Here is a 20,080-nt window from a genome sequence, read left to right as displayed (position 1 = left end):
GACGTTGGTATTTTTTTCTAAATTACCTTTATCAATGAGTTGAGCAATTAAATAAGGAATGAGTAGAGTTGCTACTGATTGAAGTAAAATTAAGCTACTTGTAGCGAGGACAAGCAGTTTGTTTTTCTTTAAAAATGTAAAAAATAAATGCATATTGTTCATGTCTCCTTTTAGTTATTCGTATAAACTTACTTCAGATAGCATAGGAGCGGGCATTATGCTTTGAAATGAGCGAATAATAGCAGTATAATCTGTATAGTTACTATACAGTCAAGTTTTATTTTCAAGAACTGTGGATGGGAAGAGAGGAATCACATGGAAAAGGAATATCTAACCATTAGTCAGTTTTCAGCTTTATCTGGAATCAGTCGAAAGACCCTGATTTATTATGACAAAATCGATTTGTTCTCACCTAAAATGGTTACAGATAAAAGGTATCGAATGTATGAGGAAAAACAATTAGATACCATTAGTGTGATCTATATTTTAAGAGAATTAGGAAAATCAATCAAAGAAATAAAAATCTACTTACAAGAACGAACTCCAGAAAAGATGCTGTCGTTATTTCAAGAAGAACAAAAACAGATTGATAAAAAAATTAGTACGTTACAGCAGTACAAAGATATGTTGGAAAAAAGAATAGAGTTAACAAAATTGGCAGACGTAATAACTGTAGGAAAACTTACCTTTATCCAGCAAAAAAAGAAACCGATATTAATCGGTAAAAAAATAAATCAACAATACAATGAAGCCCTCATCGATTTCTATTCACTTATTGACCAGCAACAAATTGTCCAAGGTTTTCCAATAGGAGCGATTATTGGGAAAAACGAATTGGCCAATGGCGAGTTTTCAAATTTTAGTTATTTTTATATCAATAAATCGACTGAAGATAAAAATCAGGTAAGTATAAAGCCTGAAGGATGTTATGCAGTTATGTATGATTATTGTGATTACAATAAAACAGGAAAACTGTATCAGAAAATGTTAAATGGTCTAGCAGAAAAGGATTATGAAATTGATGGAGACGCCTATGAAGAATACATTATTGATGAAGTGGCAGAAAAAAATCCAGAAAAGTATTTGGTTAAGGTAATGATTAAAGTGAAAAACAAAAATGAAAGTAATACTGAAATGGTAGATTAGCAACAGTTCACTTGTTTAATATCTATCAGAATATATAACCTGTTTTGAACCGAATTTGGTTAAGAAGGTTGTACATATATACCATAAGTTTCTTTTTATTCAACTTGTATGGTCTTCATTATTTGTTTGCCTACTGTAAGCTCCTTACTAGGTAATCCATACGGTAGGTGTTGTGTATTTCCATACTATAAGCTTTTTATTGGTTAATCCGTATGGTACTCATTGGATGTTTTTGCACAAATTATGTTCAACGATAACTTCCTATAAAGACAACTGAAGAAATCTACCTAGTTAATTTAAATTATTAAGATTTGTATTATCGCGAAGGTAGACTTTTAACGATAAAGCAGTAAGTCTTCTGAGCTTTATTCCTTAAAAAAGTACTTTTATTACACTTTGGTAGAGAAGGTAATAAGACAGTTGATATGAAAAATATTGACATCTCTTGTATTTCAAGATATTCTTACATTATAAAAGTAAATTAGTCTTCAGGGCAGGGTGCAAGTCCCTACCGGTGGTAAAGCCCACGAGCCGCAAGGCAGATTCGGTTAGATTCCGAAGCCGACAGTATAGTCTGGATAAAGCGAAGACAAAGTAATTGCAGAGAAACTAAGATAGCTATAGTCTTTTTTTGGATTTATAGCAATCATGAGATCATAAAGCAACTATTTAACTAGTCTTATTTAGCTATAAGTCGAAGCCCTGGATATAAAAATCTGGGGCTTTTTTGTGTAGAAAAGTAAAAATTGAATAGTCTTCAGGGCAGGGTGCAAGTCCCTACCGGTGGTAAAGCCCACGAGCCGTAAGGCAGATTCGGTTAGATTCCGAAGCCGACAGTTATAGTCTGGATAAAGCGAAGACAAAATTTACAAAAATCAAAAGTAACCGAGTACAGAGTATTCGGAGTTATTTGTTGAGCCTTGTAAACAAAAAATGACGAAAGCCCTGAGAGTATATTCTTGGGGCTTTTTTAATTTGAATGGAGTGAGAGGATTGGATGAATTATACATGAGGATGGCACTGGACTTGGCAAGAAAGGGGAAAGGGTGGACAACTCCTAATCCTTTAGTTGGAGCTGTCATTGTAAAAGGTGGAAGAGTTATTGGGCAAGGATATCATCAAAAATATGGACAGCCCCATGCGGAAGTAAATGCTATTGCATCAGCCAAAGAAGATGTGACTGGGGCAACGTTGTATGTCACATTAGAACCTTGTTCTCATTTTGGGAAAACACCTCCTTGTTCAGACTTACTGATAGATAAGAACATTAAACGAGTAGTCGTGGGAACACTCGATCCAAACCCACTAGTTGCTGGAAAAGGAATTGAAAGGCTTCGTAGCAATGGAATTGAAGTAGTTACAGGTGTACTAGAAGAAGAGAGTCAAAAATTGAATGAAATCTTCATAAAATATATTGTCACGAAAGAACCATTTGTGGTTATGAAAAATGCGATGTCTCTAGATGGAAAGATAGCTACGGTGACTGGAGAATCTCAATGGATTTCTGGGGAATCATCTAGGAAACAAGTCCATTCTCTGCGCCATGAATTAGCTGGAATTATGGTCGGTATAGAAACGATTATCAAGGATGATCCTCAGCTAACTTCTAGAACACTAAACAGTCGAAATCCTATTAGAATTGTTGTGGATAGTCAGCTAAGAATCCCAATCGACTCAAAGGTATTAACCCAACAAGATAAAGCGAAAACAATTGTGGCTACCACGAAAAGTGCCAATAAAGAAAAAGTAGATACGTTAAAGCAGATGGGTATTGAAGTGATCGTAACTAAAGAAAAACTTGGAAGAGTTGATTTGCAAGAATTAATGAAGGTACTAGGAGCTAAAGGGATCGATAGTATTCTGTTGGAAGGCGGTGCTACTTTGAACTTTTCAGCTTTAGAAGAGGGTATTGTGGACAAAATACAGTCTTATATTGCTCCAAAAATAATCGGAGGAAAAGAGGCTAAAACGGCTGTAGAAGGGGCAGGAATTCAATCATTAAAAAGTGCTTTTCAAATTGATCGGATGACGTCTGTCATGGTCGGAGAGGATCTGTTTGTGGAAGGATATATTGTTAAGTAAAGAGAAGCAAACGATTGGAGGAAAAGTATGTTTACAGGAATTGTTGAGGAAATGGGAACGGTTCAATCAATCCAACGAGGTGAAAAGTCTTCAATACTCAAAATAAAAGGGAAAAAAGTATTGCAAGGGACTCGGATCGGGGATAGTATCTCGACAAATGGCATTTGTTTGACAGTGGCAAAAATAGAAAAAGATTCTTTTGATGCAGATGTTATGTCCGAATCTTTGAAAAGAACTAACATAGGGGAATTGACGCCTGGAAGTTACGTCAACTTGGAACGAGCCTTAAGTTTGGAAACACGTCTTGGTGGCCATATGGTTAGTGGTCATATCGATGGAACAGGGAAGATAAGAGAATTGAAGCGGGAGGATAATGCCGTTTGGATTACGGTTGAAACAAGTCCTAAATTATTGCGTTACATTATCGAGAAAGGTTCTATAGCCATTGATGGTGTCAGTTTGACAGTTGTGACAGTGGATGATCAGTCTTTCAAGGTTTCTATAATACCTCATACCGGTGAAGAGACAGTTCTATTGCGTAAGCAACCTGGAGATGCTGTAAATCTTGAATGCGATATGATTGGAAAATATGTTGAAAAATTATTAGGATTGGATTCGAAAATGCCAGTTCAAGAGAGTCAAGTAACGACAGGATTTTTGAAAGATAACGGGTTCTTTTAGAACAGAATGGAGAGACTTATGTTTAATACAATCGAAGAATTGCTTGCTGATTTAAGAGCTGGAAAAAACATTTTATTGGTAGATGATGAAGACAGAGAAAATGAAGGAGACATTATTTGTGCGGCTGAATTTGCTACTACAGAAAATGTGAACTTTATGGCTAGTTATGCCAAAGGTCTAATTTGTATGCCTATGCCTAAAAGCTATACAAAGAAGTTCGCATTGCCACAAATGAGTTTAAACAGTACAGATAATCATGGAACAGCTTTTACCATTTCAGTGGATCATGTGGAAACGACAACAGGTATTTCAGCTGGGGAACGGTCATTGACAGCTATGAAATTGGTGAGCAATGATGCAAAAGCGGAAGACTTTAGAAGACCAGGGCATATGTTCCCATTAGAAGCTGTTGACGGGGGTGTGCTGGTTCGAAATGGACATACAGAAGCAACGGTTGACTTGATGCGTTTAGCAGGTCTGCAACCAGTGGGGCTATGTTGTGAAATCATGAATGAAGATGGATTGATGGCAAGAAGAGACGATTTATTTGCTTTAGCCAATCAACATGAATTGAAAATCGGTACAATTGCCGATTTAATTGAGTATCGAAAAACCCAAGAACAAGTTATTTTCCGCGAATCTAAAGCACTTTTACCTACTAAATATGGAGATTTCGAAATCTACGCCTATGAACATGCGGTAACTGGGGAACACCATGTCGCTTTGGTTATGGGGGAAGTCAGTGATGGGGAACCAGTACTATGTCGTATCCATTCGGAATGTTTGACAGGTGATGTATTTGGTTCAAAAAAATGTGATTGTGGTCAACAATTGGATGCAGCAATGAAACGAATTGCAGATGATGGACGTGGGATTTTAGTTTACATGCGTCAAGAGGGGCGTGGAATTGGATTAGTCAATAAAATAAGAGCTTATGCGTTACAAGATCAAGGACACGATACAATTGAAGCTAACTTATTGCTTGGTTTTCCAGTTGATCTACGAGAATACTATGAATGCAAACAAATTTTTGATGATCTGGGTGTTTCGCAACTACGCCTGATGACTAATAATCCACTTAAAGTAGAGAGCATGGATAAATACGGTTTGGATATTGTAGAAAGAATTTCACTTCAAATGGAAGCTTTTGCAGAAGATAAAGACTATCTAAAGATCAAGCAAGAAAAAATGCATCATCATTTGAACTATTAAAAATGGCCAGCGCACTACAAAAAAATATCATACATGGAGGAATTAAAATGAAAGTATTAGAAGGACAATTAATTGCAAAAGACTTAAAGGTTGGTATCGTGATTGCACGGTTTAATGAATTTATAGGATCAAAATTATTAAGTGGGGCTGTTGACGGTTTAAGAAGACACGGCATGCTAGAGGAAGAAATCACAGTTGCGTGGGTTCCAGGAGCTTATGAAATCCCATTAGTTGCACAAAAAATGGCAGCTTCAGGAAAGTATGATGCTATTATCACTTTAGGAGCAGTCATTAAAGGGTCTACATCGCACTACGATTACGTCTGTTCTGAAGTTTCAAAAGGCGTAGCTGCAGCTGCAATGAATACAGGTGTACCCGTAATGTTTGGGGTCTTAACGACAGATAATATCGAACAAGCCATTGAACGTGCCGGTACAAAAGCTGGAAACAAAGGGTATGAATCTGCAGTTTCAGCGATTGAAATGGCCAATTTATTGAAAGGCATGTAAGGTCGGATCATGAATGAAACAAGACTAAAGAAAATTCAAACCATTGTTTTTGATTACGATGGGACACTACATGACAGTACGGCAAACTATATTGCTGCTTTCAAAATGGCGTATAACTATTTGATTGAGAAGAAAAAAGCTGTCCCAAGAGATTGGAAAGATGAAGAAATCACTAAGTGGTTAGGGTATAGCAGTAAAGATATGTGGGAAAATTTCATGCCGAATTTAGATGTTGAACACCAAACTACAGCTTCAAAAATCATAGGAGAAACGTTGCTGGAAAAAATTCTCGCAAAAGAAGCAACCCTTTATACGGGAGCTTTGGAAACATTAGGTTACTTAAAAGGTAAGGGATACCAACTTATCTTTTTAAGTAATTGTAGTGAAAAATATATGAATGCACATCGGCAAGCTTTCCAGTTAGATCAGTATTTTGAGGATATGTATTGCACAGAAACATTTGAGTATAGTGCCAAATACAAGATTTTTGAATTAATTGAAAAACAGTATAAAGAAAATTTTCTTGTTGTAGGAGATCGCATACAGGATTTTGAAATTGGTCACTACCATAATCTAATTAACATAGGGTGTAATTATGGATTTGGGTCAGAAGAAGAATTGCAGCAATCAGATTTAAGAATAAATGCTATCCAAGAATTGCAAGAAATTCTTTAGATAGAAAAACGTGAATAAGATAGTTGCTTTTTATGCAAGTAAGAAAAAAGACAGCCTTCGGTTTGTTCTAAACAAACCGAAGGCTATCTTTTTTAATAAGGTGAGCTTTACTAAACTTCTCCGACAAACGTCCAAGTTTCACCATTGTCTTTGGATTGATACAGTCCTTTGCTGCCGTCATTATAATCGCCGTCTTGTCCTTGATTCACTTGAATAAAAAGACTGTCGCTTTCTTTATAAGGCATTTCAGGAAAGTCAAAAGGAGCATACTTCTCTGTATCGGTTAAAGGAACTTCAATCATTGGTAGTTCGACTTCTTCAAAAGTGGCACCACCATCTGTTGTTCGATAGAGATCTGCATAACTGCCTCCACTGTGTGACAATCCAATAAAGCCAAGGTTCTCATCCATAAAAGTTATCCCAGATGAAACCCCTAGTTGTCCTGTAAATGGATCAGAATTAACAACGTCCCAAGTATTTCCACCATCGGTGGTTTTATTTAAGGTATAGAAACGTGAGCCTAACGCAGCATCTACTACGAATAATTGATAACCAAGTTGTTCAGTTAAAAAATAAGTTTCGATATCATTCATATTTTGATCGGTTGGAACGTCTCCAATTTGTGCAGGAGATACTGTTGGTGAATAGTCAACAAAACGTACCGGTGTGATCGTGTTGTTATTTGGGGTATAAACAGAAATCGTATAGCCAATAATTTCATTGAAGGCTGTTTCGATTGGAAAGGTATCTCCCTTTTCATCAAAATAAAGAATCCCTTCAGTATTGTATCCCCAACTGCGGGAACCAGCATAATAAATGCCAAGGGTTTCTTCATCCCAATCTTTGACCGTTTCTTTTATTGGAAGATTTTCCATTGCATCTACTAGTGGTTGAAGTCTCATCGTGTTCTCAAAGGTTGGATTGACGGTTCCGTTCAAAGTCACACTGAGATCATCACTTTTTGAACTGTCATAATCGATCAAAAAGCTTTCTGTCTCGCCATCATCGTTTAGGCCGTACAAAAAGCTGTATAGAGTAGTAATGTCACCCTTTTTATTAAAGGTCAATTCAACTTGATTACTGACATACAATTCTTCTGGCAAATCATACTTCGTTTCAAGATCTTCAAACAAGCCATTTAAGCCATCTTCATAGACATTATTATGAACAAAAGTAACATCACTAGATTGCAAGTAGCCTTGAATCACAAAAGCTAATCTTTCTTGGGAATTTGTACCGCTTTGATAAAGGCTTATTCCAGATGCAACTGTGATCAAAAGGAACGAATTCAAGCTGAACAGGAAGAGAAATTTATTACGTCTTATGGAACGGGGAGAAGTGGATTGTTTTTTATTGAGTTTCCATATATACCAATAAAGACCCCATCCAACCCAAACAAATAGACTAAGAAAAATGATTAGGATAATGGGAGCTTTCTGATCAACCCCGCCGTCTTGAGCAAGTGAACATAAGTAATAACATCCTATAGCATAAATAGCTACTGTCACAGGATTAAAAATAAAAGCTTTCAATTTGTAATTCTTGTTCTTCAAGTAGTTTTCATCTCCAGTTGTGTAGGTTAATTTCTGTGGTAATGAGTTATGGATGACCAAATAATTGCAGTAACGATTAAAAGAACAATACCAATAGATTATTCGTCTAAAGAACAGTATACAATAAAATAAAATAGGACTACAGTCAGTTAGTAAATATAAAGAAAAAATTATACTTAGTAAATAAGGAGTTTATAGAAATCACTTGAATTATAATAAAGCGCATACTAATATGAATTATAAAGAACAAACCTATATTTGAGATACTAAACTAACCAAACGTATAAAGATAGATAAAAAATCATAAGAATTTCCCTTTAAAAAACGTAATATATTTTTTAATAGATAATGTTCACTCTCAAGCACTAGATAAATATGTAAAAAATAAAATGATAATAGATTCATTTCAAAGAAGGAGATAATTAATATGGTTTGGATTAAAAATGTTTATTTAGAAACAGGTTACAAGGAAGTCAGACCGAATAAATTTGTAACGACTACAGCTGAGTTTGCTTTAGAAGTTGAGAATGGCAAAATCAAGACAATTACTGAAAAAGCTCCAGAAACTAGTATACAGGCAATTGATGCAAAAGGTTACTTAGCTTTACCTGCGCTGCAAGATAATCATATCCATTTAGATAAAGGTCATTTGGGCGGAAAATGGCAAGCGGTTATCCCTGCTTCAGGAGTAGCAGAACGGATTCAAGAAGAGAAAGAATTTTTAAAAGATTTTCTTTCTGAAACACCCCAAAAAGCACAAGCACTGATTGATTTAATTTGTAGCAAAGGAGCTACTTTTTTAAGAGTCCAAACAAATGTTGATTCGGTCATAGAGTTAGATAATTTAGTGTGTATAAAACAAGTGTTAGAAAAGAATAAACATCGTTTAGATTATGAAATCGTTGTTTTTCCACAACACGGCACGTTAATAACCGAAGAACAAGGCTTATTAAGTAGAGCTTTGGCTAGTGATGATACGTTTATTTTAGGGGGATTGGATCCAGCAACGATTGATGGAGATATAGAAAAATCGCTCCTTACAACTTTTACATTAGCTAGTCAATACAATAGAGAAATTGATTATCATCTGCATGATCGAGGAACATTAGGATTATTTGAAATTAATCGAATAATTGACTACACAAAAAAATATCAATTAGAAGGAAAAGTTCAAATTAGCCATGCACTTGCTTTGGCTGATGGAGATGAAGAAATGATTCAAACGATTGCAAAAAAATTAGCTGAAGCGGGTATTGGAATTAACACAACTATTCCGATTGATACAACAGTTATACCAGTTCTATTACTCCAAGAAAAAGGTGTAAAAGTACGAGTGGTAAATGATAATATCAATGACCATTGGAGCCCATTTGGTTCTGGGGATTTAATTGAACGAGCTAGGCGGGCTGCAGAAGTGTTTTCGATGAAAGATGAAAGGTCATTAGCTCAAGCATATTCCTTGGTTTCGAATGGATTAACTCCTTTAGATTCAAAAGGCAATCAACAATGGCCAAAAATTGGAGACCAAGCGCATATATTATTTGCAAAAGCAGAAAGTTCTGCACATTTAATTGCACGAGTTTGTCCAGAAAGAGTTGTCATGTTTAATGGAGAAATTGATTCTGGAAATTTTCACTAATTACTAGAGGTTTTTAGTTAGAGATTATCAAGAGAAAACAACTGAAGAAATTACCAAATGGACTAATGATTATCTAAGGATCGTTCGACCCATCTTTATGGCACATCAAGAAGTTGATAAGGAAATTCATTTAAGTTACAATAAGTAAGTGAATGCGAATGAAGTTAACGAATAGGAGTGTTGAAATGCAAGTAGAGTTTTTTCATGATGTCATCTGCAGTTTTTGTTTTCCAATGTCTTATCGTATGAGAAAAGTAGCTAAAAAGTATCCAAAACTAGAAATCATCCATCGTTCATTTGCTTTAGGGTGGGAGAAAGAACAGTTTATCCAACAATTTGGTTCTCATGAAGCAGTGAAACCTGAAGTGATTCATCATTGGGAATCGGCTAATCAAAATGATGACGAACACCGTTTTAATATAGAAGGAATGAAGGAGCAGGATTTCTTGTTTCCAACTTCTAAAAATGGATTAAAAGCCGCAAAAGCTGCTGGAATGATTGCAGATCAAGACACGTATTGGGCTGTATTTGATGGCTTGCAACAGGCTTTTTTTGTAGAAAATAGAGATATCTCAGATTTGACAGTGATTGAAGATGTAGTAAAGAAAACTTCAGTTGATTTTGATGATTGGAAAGTGCAATTCGAGAATCCAGAAACGGAACAAGCGATTATGAAAGATTTACAAAGAGTAGAAGCTTATGGCATTCAAGGAGCACCTGCTATAGTGGTGAATCAAAAATATTTAATCAGCGGAGCACAACCGCAAGAAGTGATTGAACAAACCATTGAACAAATTGCTGAAGAAGAAGGATTTCAAATAAAGGGCTTAACTTTAATGGGGTCAGATGCTGCAGCGTGTAACATGATTGATGGCAAATGGGTCTGTGACTAAAATATTCATTAACATCGAAAAGCGCTATATAGTATAGAAGAGAGTTTAAGTTGTTTCTAGAAATTAGTTTTATACTGATTTTAAGAATTAACGATAAAGCTCTCTTTTTTTACACTGAAAAATTGTTTTAAAAGAATACATAGAGCAAATGAAAAAGACTTCTAGAAGTTATTTAGGGAAAACGTTTCCTAGTGTGTAGTGATATTGTGTATACTAGAGTTACAGAGAAAACTTCGAACATGAGACTAGTTGAAAATGAGTTGTGTAAAAGAGAAAGAGGGGATAAGTTAATGAACAAAAGGTTAAGAAGGTCGTTAGGTATGGGTGCAGCATTTCTGTTTAGTCTGGCTTTTGGCGAAACTGTTTTTGCAGAAAATGAATTATCGGATATGAGAATCGAAATCGAACTTCAAGAAGACGGATCTGGGGTTGTCACAGAACATAGAAAGATGAATATGGATGATGGTACTGAATTGTACATCGTTTTAGATGATCTGCAAGATTCAAAATTGCTTGATTTTTCAGTAGCCGGTTATCAAGAGTTAGAGCCATGGGATTCAGATGCTTCATTAGAGGAGAAAACTGGACACTACGGTACTGTAGGAACAGATGATGGATTAGAGCTCATCTGGGGTATTGGTGAGTATGGAGAAAATGATTATGAAGTGACTTATACGTTATCAAATTTAGTTCGTGAATTGGAAGATGGACAAGGTTTGCTATGGAATTTTGATACGTTCTCTGACATACCAGCACAAAATTTAACGGTTGAAATTACTGGATTTGAACCCTTTACAGAAGATAATGTCCGTTTATGGGGCTTTGGTTTTGAAGGAGATATCCAATTAGAAGGAAATACGATTGTGTGGGAAGCAGAGGAAGAAGTTGACGATAGTAAAGATGTAACGGTTTTGCTGCAATTTCCAGAAGGCATGTTCACTACACAAGCCAGTGCAGGTATGACATCGAAAGAACAACGCGAAATGGCTATGAATGGCTCAGCTTACAACGACGAAGCTACTTCTAATACTATTCCAATCGTTATCATTTCTCTCGTAGCAGTTGCTGGTGGAGGAATCATAGCTTTTATTATCAAATATACTAAGAAATTAAAACAAGCTAGAGAAGAAGCTGGACAAATGCGTACGGGAGCACAAAGAATCAAGGAAAATAAAGAAGTTATATTAGAAGAAATTCCTTATAAAGGAGAAGACTTTGCAGGCATTGCATATTTATTGCAAGACATGGACAAAGGTTATTTTGAAGATTACTTTTCAGCTTACTTGCTGAGATGGTCTTATGAAGAACGTATCCTTATCCACACAGCCGAAACCAAATCATTATTTAGCGAGGGATTTGATACGGAAATAGAGATCCTTCATTTTGAGGAAGAACGTACACGTTATCCTCAGTCGTTCAGTGACTTTATTGCTCATCTAGAGACCAATGATGAAACTTATGAAACTGGATTATGGTTGATGTTATTAGATGCTGCAAATAATAATGGTTTTGTTAAAGACGATGATATGAAAAAATGGGCAAGAAAACATGCCAAAGAAGTAGGTAAGTTTTCAGATTATTTGATTGACTACTCAAAAGAGTACCTAGAAAGAGAAGGCCTCATTTCATTTGGAAAAGTTGATGTATGGGGTGCAAAACATGAGGTATCTGTGGCCAGTCCTAAAGGCGATGAACTATTTGACCGTTTAGTTCAATTTGATAACTATTTAGAAGAAATTGACTTAGAAGGTTTTGCGGATAATACCAATCCATTTACATTTGAAGAATTTCTATTCTGGAATACCTTGTACTTTAGAAGTGAGGAAATCACAGATGAATTCAAGGAAATGATTCCGAATCCGAATGATGTCTCTGGAGATAACTCCTTCATCTATTATTATTGGTATTGGAACGGCATGACTGGATTCAGACACAACTGGTCTAGTGGATTAGCAAGTGGTGGATTTAACTCAAGTGCTTCATCAGCAGTATCAGGTACTGGTGGCTCAACTTCCTTTGGTGGAGGCGGAGGTGCCGGTGGTGGAGGCGGCGGAGGGGCTCGATAGAGAGAGTCTCTTCTTAAATTGACGTTTGAAAGGTTGAAGCTAGTGAAAGAGAATAATCCGATACGAGTGCAAGTAAGAATCAAAGAACTAGCAATTGATTATGTTGTTATTTTGTTCTATCTTGTTTTTCTTCTTATGGCTAACTTAGTCTTTTATTTTCTAGTGTTAGACGGAATACCTGAATTTACAATCGTTCAATCCCAACTGATAGCGACGTTTGAATCGGTTGTTCCGATAGTGCTTATTTTCTCGCTACTTGATTACAAGAAACCCTATGGGACATATGGTAAGAGAAAAGCTGGTTTAAAAGTGCAGTATAAAACGCCTTCTTTTTTTAGAAGTTTTATTAGAAATAGCATTAAGTTTTTACCGTGGCAGCTTGCTCATATTGGGGTCATCGATGGTATTTATTCTGAATTTACAACTTGGAGCTCGATTGTTTTTACAAATGCTGGAATCCTGTTAGCCCTCATCTTATTGGTTATGGGATTTTTTAGAAAAGATAAACGTCATTTAGGTGATTTAATAGCCGGAACTCAAGTCGTTCTCATTAGGGGGGAATCATAAGTGGAACAGAATGTTGATGCTGAAGAAGCAATCAGAAGATGGGATGCTTTTGCAGATACGTATTCAAAAAATCACAACGAACAAGGAGATCTTCATAAAGAGGTATTTTTAAATCCCACTTTATTTTCTCTTATGGGAGAGGTGAAAGATAAACAGGTTTTGGATGCAGGATATGGCGAAGGGTATTTAAGCAGGTTGCTGTCCAAGGCTGGATCGAAGGTGACAGCTGTGGATTACTCTTTGAGAATGATTGAAATTGCACAGGAGAGAACACCAGTTGGCTTGCAGATTAAGTATATAAGAGGCAATTGTGAGAAGTTGGATACGCTCGAAGACAACAGTTTTGATTTGATTGTGTCAAACATGGTGATACAAGATCTACCAAACTATGAAAATGCCTTTCAAGAAATGTTTCGTTTGTTAGTAGACGGAGGAAGTTTTATCTTTTCAATTCTACATCCTTGTTTTGTTACTCCTGGAAGTGGTTGGGAGAAAAATGTTAGTGGTGAAAAATTGCATTGGAACGTGGATCGTTATTTTTATGAAGGTGTCTATGAACAACGATTAGGAGATAAAGATAAAGTAATGTTTTTCCACAGGACATTAACCAGTTATGTTGATAAGTTAACAAAAGCTGGTTTTGCTTTAGAAAGTATAGTTGAACCTAAGCCATCAGAAATAATGTTGGAAAAATATCCGTCATTCGAAGAAGATTTGAGATGTGCTGATTTTATGGTGTTTAAGGCCACTAAGTTAAAAAGATAGAATGATAAGGATTTGAATGTGTGAAATCATAGAGACTGCATTGGCTAAAGAATCGTCTTTTAGCCTGTGCAGTCTCTATTGTTATAAACTAAATACAAGTTGTATAGTGAAATAAAGCTAATGTAGACTTTTTTTAATGACAAACTAATCTCTTTACTTACTTTTTGTAAAGTGATAAAATTAATAGTTAAGAACGTCAAAAGAAAAGGATGAGATAAATAGTGAAAAAGAAGAAATGGATGCTAGCTGGAATCGCGGCAGTAGCGTTATTTGTTAGTGCATGTGGAACGTCAACAAAAGAGGATGCCACTTCAACTGAAGGCGGAGATTTATTGCAGTCTGTTCAAGATGCTGGGGTATTAAAAGTCGGCGTAATGGGAACGTATCAACCGTACAACTTTATTAATGAAGATAAAGATATGGATGGTTTTGATGCAGATATTGCTAAAGAAATTGCCAAAGGATTAGATGTGGACATTGAATTTGTCTCTCAAGAATTTTCAGGAATGATCGCTGGATTACAAACAGGTAAATTTGATATGGTTGCTAGTCAAATGACGATCACAGATGACCGTAAAAAAGAAATGTTATTCTCAGATCCATATATCACCAATCAAGTAAAAGTTATTGTGAAAGACGACAATACAGAGATTACTTCTGTGGAGGATTTTGTGGGTAAAGATATTGGAGTAGGTCTAGGAACAAATGATGAAACTTATTTGCGTAACGAATTGATGCCTGAAGTTGGTGAGTTTAATATTCGCACGTATGATGATGTGATCACTTCCTTGAAAGATTTGGACTCTGGTCGAATCGACGCTACTATCAACAACATGTATGCTTTAAAACCAATCATTGAAGCAAATGGGTTGAAGATCAAAGCAGTTGGCGAACCAATCAAATCAGACCAAGCCGGAATTGCTGTTCAATTAGGCAATGAAGCCTTTATTGAAGAAGTAAATACTATTTTAGCTGATATTAAAGCAGATGGTACGTATGATGAAATCTTTATGAAATGGTTCGGTGAAGCACCACCAAAAGACTAAATATGAAGCAAGAATAAGTAGAAGAGAGGTACTTCTTTTATGGAAGTTTTAATACAGAATATCCCGTTCTTGATGCAAGGAGCGTATTATACGTTATTGATCACATTGGTTTCGATGTTTTTCGGTTCTCTTATCGGTATCATCGTCGCAATAGCTCGTTTGAAAGGCAATAAAGCGATCCAAGCTTTAGCACGAGGATATGTCTCGATTATCCGAGGTACGCCGACATTGGTTCAGATCATCATTATTTATTATGGTTTAGTTGATTTTGGGATTAGTTTAGATCCTTTGCCAGCTGCTTTTATTGCATTAAGTGTTAATAATGGAGCGTATTTATCTGAATCGATTCGTGGAGCTTTACAGTCGATTCCAAAGGGCCAAATGGAAGCTGCCTATGCAACAGGGATGACACCTTGGCAAGCAATGCGTCGGATTATTCTTCCGCAAGCCATTCGCATTGCTATCCCGCCAGTAGGAAATACCTTTATTGGTATGTTGAAAGAAACGTCTTTAGTATCGGTCATCAGTGTAACGGAATTATTGCGTTCGGCTCAATTGCTGATTGCTCAATATTATAGTTACATGCCGTTTTACTTGGGAATTGCGGTCATTTATTGGATCATGAGCACGGTTTTTTCTTTCCTACTGAACAAGTTGGAAGCACGTATGTCAATCTATGAATAGTTGAGGGATTAACATGATTAAAATAAATGGATTAGAGAAATCGTTCGGAGCATTAGACGTCTTAAAGTCTATTGATTTGCAAATTAGTTCAGGTGAAGTTGTGGTTATTTTGGGTCCTAGTGGATCTGGAAAAAGCACCTTTCTGCGTTGTATGAATGGTCTTGAAGAACTGACAGCTGGAAGTATTGAAGTAAATGGCGTTGTTATGAACGCCGAGCAGTCTAAAAAAGAGAGGACCCAAAAAGTCCGTGAAGCACGTTTGCATACAGGAATGGTTTTTCAACAATTTAACTTGTATCCGCATAAAACGGCATTGGGAAATGTAACGGAAGCGTTGATCACTGTTAAGAAAATGGATAAAACTAAAGCGAACCAACTGGGCGAAAAAATGTTGGAACAAGTTGGGTTATCAGATAAAAAAGATGAGTTTCCATCTAGATTATCAGGTGGACAACAGCAACGTGTAGCCATTTCACGTGCATTAGCCATGGATCCAACCGTAATGTTATTCGATGAGCCAACGTCTTCGTTGGATCCTGAATTGGTCGATGAAGTCTTGACAGTCATCAAAGAATTAGCTAAAGAAGGTCGAACAATGGTTATCGTGACGCATGAAATGCAATTTGCACGTGAAGTGGCAGATCGTGTGATCTTTATGGCAGACGGTGTTATCGTTGAACAAAATGATCCCGAAGCCTTTTTTACACAACCAAAAACGGAACGTGCTAGAAGGTTTTTAAAAATGGAAGAACTAGAACATAGAGAAGAGGTAAAACGATGATTGTAACAACAACATGGAATAAAGGTCGTAAGTTTACCGCTAAAGGCGATTCAGGTTTTGAACTTAATATGGATGCTACACCAGCTTATGGTGGAGTTGGAGAAGGTGCAACACCAACAGAAATGTTGTTGGCTTCTTTGGCAGGATGTATTGGAATCGATGCAACGATGATTTTAAATCCGCATTTGGATAAAATTGAGAAACTTGAAATCATTACTGACGGAACCCGCAGAGAAGAAGCTCCTAAAGATTTTACCGCTATGAATGTTACCTTTGTAGTAGACGGCACAGTAGACAGCAGCAAAATCTGGCGTGCTATTCGCTTAAGTGAAGAAAAGTATTGCACCGTTTCAAACTCCTTAAAAGGTGAAATCACGTATGATGTAGTATTGAATGGCGAAAAGACAGCAAGAGAAATGTAAGAAAAAAATACTCGTTACCCTTAGTATTAAAAAGGGAGCGGGTATTTTTTTGTGACTAATAAATCGTTCATTAGTATATTATTTTTCTAATCTTTTTTCAGTAGTGGATAAAAAATTTTCTAAAGCTTCAGTGCTATTAATGTTCATTCTTTCAGCCAGAACAATCAACCACCACATAGTTTCACCAATTTTTAGTTCTAAATCGGTTTCGTTTGTTGAGCTACTAGGCCAACGTTCTTGTTGGGCCATAGTTAAACGTCCAACTAAACCAGCATCGGTCAGAAAGGCTAATGCATCTTCTTCAACTGTCCAAATAACTTCATGGTGCTTTATCTCCAACTCATAGTAACGTGCTCGTAATTTTTTAGAGCGTTCAACTAATTCATTAAATGTTGTTTCATTCATAAAAACCCTCCCATTTCATTTATAACCTTTACTCATAGTAAAATACTATAACCATTGTTTATTAATGCTGATATAAATAGATTTGACTACTTGTACCATTGCGATATAGGATAGGACAATTAGTATCATCCATTTCCAATAAGTTGCTGGCAGTGCTACAAAGTCAAAAAATGTTCCGAATGTGCTGCCTGGAATCAATACTGCAGCTGCTACAACACCAAGTGTTGAGAGTATTACACTCATGCTGGCTCTACTTTGGATAAATGGAATTTTTTTCGTTCTGATAACATGTACGACAACAGTTTGAGTGATCAAGCCAATCACAAACCAACCAGTATGGAATAGTGCAGCATCTTGGACGGTATTGGCTTGGAAAACAAACCACATTAAGATAAAGGTTAGAATATCAAAAATAGAGCTGATGGGTCCAATGCTAAACGTAAATTTCAATAAATCTGACGTTCCCCATTTAGCAGGTTTCATTAGGTCTTCAGGGTCCATTTTATCCCAAGGAATTGTTAATTGCGCAACATCATAAATAAGGTTTTGTACTAAGAGTTGAATCGAAAGCATGGGTAAGAATGGTAGAAAGGCACTGGCTACTAAGACACTAAACACATTTCCAAAGTTTGAACTGATCGTCATCTTGATGTATTTCATCATGTTTCCAAAAACAGTCCGACCTTCTAAAACGCCATCTTCTAAAACCGTCAAACTTTTTTCCAGCAGAATAATTGAACTGGCTTCTTTAGTAATATCGGCTGCAGTATCAACAGAAATACCTACATCAGCGGTTCTCAATGCTGGTGCATCATTGATCCCATCACCCATAAATCCAACAGTGTGTCCTTTTTGTTGTAACAATCCAATGATTCTGGATTTTTGAGTTGGGTTTAATTTAGCAAAAAGATTCACTTCTTCTGTAGCGTCCATCAATTCAGTATCTGTCATGGATTCAAGTTCCGTTCCAAGGATTGCTCGATCGACTTGGATTCCGACATCTTTGCAGATTTTTTGAGCAACGATCTCATTATCGCCAGTCAATACTTTTACATTCACACCATGTTTATGAAGTGATTTAATAGCTGTGATAGAAGATTGTTTTGGCGGATCTAAGAATCCCATAAAACCAACAAGGATCATATCAGACTCGTCTTTAATGGAATAGACAGCTGAATCATAAACGTTTTGTTTATACGCAACACCAAGGGCACGCATGCCTTCTTTATTCATCTTGATGCTGACTTCTTCCATCGTTTTTTGTAGCTCAGGAGTTAATGGAATAATTTCATCGTTTAATTCTACATAGCGACAAACTTTCAGCATTTCTTCTACGGCACCTTTTGTGATCATCAATTGCTGATCGCCTGCTTTAACAGCGACTGTTAGGCGTCGTCTTGAAAAATCAAAAGGGATTTCATCAATTTTCTCGATTTTTTCTAATTCGTTTTCTTCGCGATTCTCATTGAAGTACTCAATCACAGCGTGATCCATCACATTTTTCCAACCGGTTTGGTAATTGGAATTCATATACGCTAATTCTAAAACACGATTACTTTCTTCACCAACTGGGTTAACATGTTGCACTAAAACAACTTTGTCTTCCGTTATGGTGCCTGTTTTATCGGTACATAAAACATCCATAGCGCCTAAGTTTTGAATGGCATTTAATTCTTTAACAATTACTTTTTTCTTAGACATCGTAATCGCGCCTTTAGCAAGGTTGCTGGTAATAATCATTGGCAACATTTCTGGTGTCAGACCAACGGCTACGGCTATTGAGAAGAAGAAGGCTTCGCTCCAATCGCCTTTTGAAATTCCATTGATCAAAAAGACAATAGGGACCATAACCAGCATAAATCTGATCAATAATTTACTCACATTTTTTACTCCGCGGTCAAAACTCGTTTCGCCTCTAGATTTAGAAGATTGAGCAGCGATATCGCCAAAGAGAGTATCTTCACCAGTTTTCACAACAACAACTTTACCTTGGCCGCTTAAAACATCGGTACCCATAAACAGTAAATTGGGGAAATCTAAAGCAGTCAACTGTGAATCTTCTATTTCTTTTTTCAAAGAAGCAAGTTTTTCGATGGGCATGGATTCACCAGTCATTGAAGATTGATTAACAAATAAATCCTTTGCCCAGATCAAACGAGAGTCTGCTGGAATCAAATCACCAGTTGAAAGAGTGACAATATCACCAGGAACCACTTCATCGATTGGAATTTCTTTTGTTACGCCATCTCTAGTCACCGCGCAAGTCGTTTCAATCAGTTCTTTCAAAGCTAAACTAGCTTTTTGAGAACGGTATTCTTGAATGAAATGAAGACCAGCACTAAATAAAATCATCATAGCCATTACAATGCTGGCTTCAAAATCTTTAGTGGCAGCTGAAACGACTAATAAAAGAGTTAAAACATAAATAAAAGGGTCCTTAAATGCTTGAAACACTAATTGATACCAAGAAACAGGTTTTTGGGCTGCTACTTCATTTAGCCCAAACTCTTCTAAACGTTTTTCCGCTTCTTGATTGCTTAATCCTAACGCATTTGACTTCAGCTGCTTTAAAACAGCTACTTCTTTGAGGTAACCTAATTCCTTCAATTGGTTGTTTTTAGATTTTTTTTCTGTATAAATAGACTTTTTTTTGTTTGTCATTATTATTTCCTCCTTTGTCTTACCAGAAGAAATAAGGTTTACTGCACGAGTTTCCTAACCAAGAAAAGGCTCATGGCAGGCTTGCTTATTCCTTCTTCCATTCTCCAAAAATCATCATCTGGACTATCATTACTGGAACTTTTTTCCATACCAATCACCTCACTTTTTTTGTTCAAACCATACACTATATGAAATGATAAGACCAAACTTCAAAATCAGGATAAAAACCTTTTTTGTAAACAAAACAACAAAAAAAGCATACACTCTATTCAACGATAGAGTATATGCTTGAA

General features: G+C 36.3%; 18 protein-coding genes and 2 riboswitches. Of the genes, 15 read left to right on the top strand and 3 right to left on the bottom strand.

Translation table 11 applies throughout. The features are described from left to right. The first annotated feature begins 315 nt into the window (after positions 1–315). The 6 genes from ABS911_RS09980 to ABS911_RS09955 all read left to right on the top strand — a co-directional run bounded on the left by ABS911_RS09980 (position 316) and on the right by ABS911_RS09955 (position 6,305). Positions 316–1,146, top strand: a complete 831-nt coding sequence (locus ABS911_RS09980; RefSeq protein ID WP_350467464.1) for a MerR family transcriptional regulator — start codon at positions 316–318, stop codon at positions 1,144–1,146. Positions 1,147–1,626: 480 nt separating this feature from the next. Beyond that, positions 1,627–1,741, top strand: a riboswitch (FMN riboswitch). 154 nt (positions 1,742–1,895) lie between these two features. Continuing rightward, a riboswitch (FMN riboswitch) is annotated at positions 1,896–2,011 on the top strand. A 143-nt stretch (positions 2,012–2,154) separates the two neighbouring features. Next, positions 2,155–3,228, top strand: coding sequence for a bifunctional diaminohydroxyphosphoribosylaminopyrimidine deaminase/5-amino-6-(5-phosphoribosylamino)uracil reductase RibD (ribD, locus tag ABS911_RS09975; RefSeq protein ID WP_502880527.1), 1,074 nt, complete (start codon positions 2,155–2,157; stop codon positions 3,226–3,228). 27 nt (positions 3,229–3,255) lie between these two features. After that, a complete protein-coding gene (locus ABS911_RS09970; protein ID WP_350467462.1) occupies positions 3,256–3,909 on the top strand; it encodes a riboflavin synthase in 654 nt (217 codons plus the stop codon). 18 nt (positions 3,910–3,927) lie between these two features. After that, positions 3,928–5,121: a bifunctional 3,4-dihydroxy-2-butanone-4-phosphate synthase/GTP cyclohydrolase II gene (locus ABS911_RS09965; RefSeq protein ID WP_350467461.1), complete on the top strand. Its 1,194-nt coding sequence runs from the start codon at positions 3,928–3,930 to the stop codon at positions 5,119–5,121. A 47-nt stretch (positions 5,122–5,168) separates the two neighbouring features. Further along, complete coding sequence (ribH, locus tag ABS911_RS09960; protein ID WP_350467460.1) at positions 5,169–5,630, top strand: 6,7-dimethyl-8-ribityllumazine synthase; 462 nt, start codon at positions 5,169–5,171, stop codon at positions 5,628–5,630. Between the two features lie 9 nt (positions 5,631–5,639). Then, positions 5,640–6,305: an HAD family hydrolase gene (locus ABS911_RS09955; protein WP_350467459.1), complete on the top strand. Its 666-nt coding sequence runs from the start codon at positions 5,640–5,642 to the stop codon at positions 6,303–6,305. Between the two features lie 110 nt (positions 6,306–6,415). Here ABS911_RS09955 and ABS911_RS09950 read toward each other — a convergent pair whose 3' ends face one another. Next, a complete protein-coding gene (locus tag ABS911_RS09950) occupies positions 6,416–7,858 on the bottom strand; it encodes a WD40/YVTN/BNR-like repeat-containing protein (protein ID WP_350467458.1) in 1,443 nt (480 codons plus the stop codon). A 427-nt stretch (positions 7,859–8,285) separates the two neighbouring features. On the opposite strand from ABS911_RS09950, the gene ABS911_RS09945 reads away from it, so the two are divergent. The 9 genes from ABS911_RS09945 to ABS911_RS09905 all read left to right on the top strand — a co-directional run bounded on the left by ABS911_RS09945 (position 8,286) and on the right by ABS911_RS09905 (position 16,721). Then, entirely contained in the window at positions 8,286–9,497 is a 1,212-nt protein-coding gene (locus ABS911_RS09945) for an amidohydrolase (protein WP_350467457.1), read from the top strand. 185 nt (positions 9,498–9,682) lie between these two features. Continuing rightward, a complete protein-coding gene (locus tag ABS911_RS09940; RefSeq protein WP_350467456.1) occupies positions 9,683–10,390 on the top strand; it encodes a DsbA family oxidoreductase in 708 nt (235 codons plus the stop codon). 290 nt (positions 10,391–10,680) lie between these two features. Continuing rightward, a complete protein-coding gene (locus ABS911_RS09935; RefSeq protein WP_350467455.1) occupies positions 10,681–12,456 on the top strand; it encodes a DUF2207 domain-containing protein in 1,776 nt (591 codons plus the stop codon). 33 nt (positions 12,457–12,489) lie between these two features. Beyond that, complete coding sequence (locus tag ABS911_RS09930) at positions 12,490–13,023, top strand: RDD family protein (RefSeq protein WP_350467454.1); 534 nt, start codon at positions 12,490–12,492, stop codon at positions 13,021–13,023. Continuing rightward, positions 13,024–13,788 carry a class I SAM-dependent methyltransferase gene (locus tag ABS911_RS09925; protein ID WP_350467453.1) on the top strand — a complete coding sequence of 255 codons (765 nt, stop codon included), beginning with the start codon at positions 13,024–13,026 and terminating at the stop codon, positions 13,786–13,788. A 221-nt stretch (positions 13,789–14,009) separates the two neighbouring features. Further along, positions 14,010–14,834: a substrate-binding periplasmic protein gene (locus tag ABS911_RS09920; RefSeq protein ID WP_350467452.1), complete on the top strand. Its 825-nt coding sequence runs from the start codon at positions 14,010–14,012 to the stop codon at positions 14,832–14,834. Between the two features lie 39 nt (positions 14,835–14,873). Next, entirely contained in the window at positions 14,874–15,518 is a 645-nt protein-coding gene (locus ABS911_RS09915) for an amino acid ABC transporter permease (protein WP_350467451.1), read from the top strand. 13 nt (positions 15,519–15,531) lie between these two features. Further along, positions 15,532–16,299 carry an amino acid ABC transporter ATP-binding protein gene (locus tag ABS911_RS09910; protein WP_350467450.1) on the top strand — a complete coding sequence of 256 codons (768 nt, stop codon included), beginning with the start codon at positions 15,532–15,534 and terminating at the stop codon, positions 16,297–16,299. Next, a complete protein-coding gene (locus tag ABS911_RS09905; protein ID WP_350467449.1) occupies positions 16,296–16,721 on the top strand; it encodes an OsmC family protein in 426 nt (141 codons plus the stop codon). Before ABS911_RS09910 ends, ABS911_RS09905 begins: the two co-directional genes overlap by 4 nt. A gap of 78 nt (positions 16,722–16,799) precedes the next feature. On the opposite strand, the gene ABS911_RS09900 is transcribed toward ABS911_RS09905, so the two are convergent. Together ABS911_RS09900 and mgtA are read right to left on the bottom strand one after the other, a co-directional pair. Further along, positions 16,800–17,126 carry a nucleoside triphosphate pyrophosphohydrolase family protein gene (locus ABS911_RS09900; protein ID WP_350467448.1) on the bottom strand — a complete coding sequence of 109 codons (327 nt, stop codon included), beginning with the start codon at positions 17,124–17,126 and terminating at the stop codon, positions 16,800–16,802. 45 nt (positions 17,127–17,171) lie between these two features. Continuing rightward, positions 17,172–19,787 (bottom strand): magnesium-translocating P-type ATPase, encoded by a 2,616-nt coding sequence (mgtA, locus tag ABS911_RS09895; RefSeq protein WP_350467447.1) that lies wholly within the window; start codon positions 19,785–19,787, stop codon positions 17,172–17,174. Positions 19,788–20,080 lie beyond the last annotated feature (293 nt).

Source organism: Carnobacterium sp., assembly GCF_040274425.1.
The sequence above is the reverse complement of the archived record's forward strand: the minus strand, read 5'-3'. Positions and strand labels throughout refer to the sequence as shown.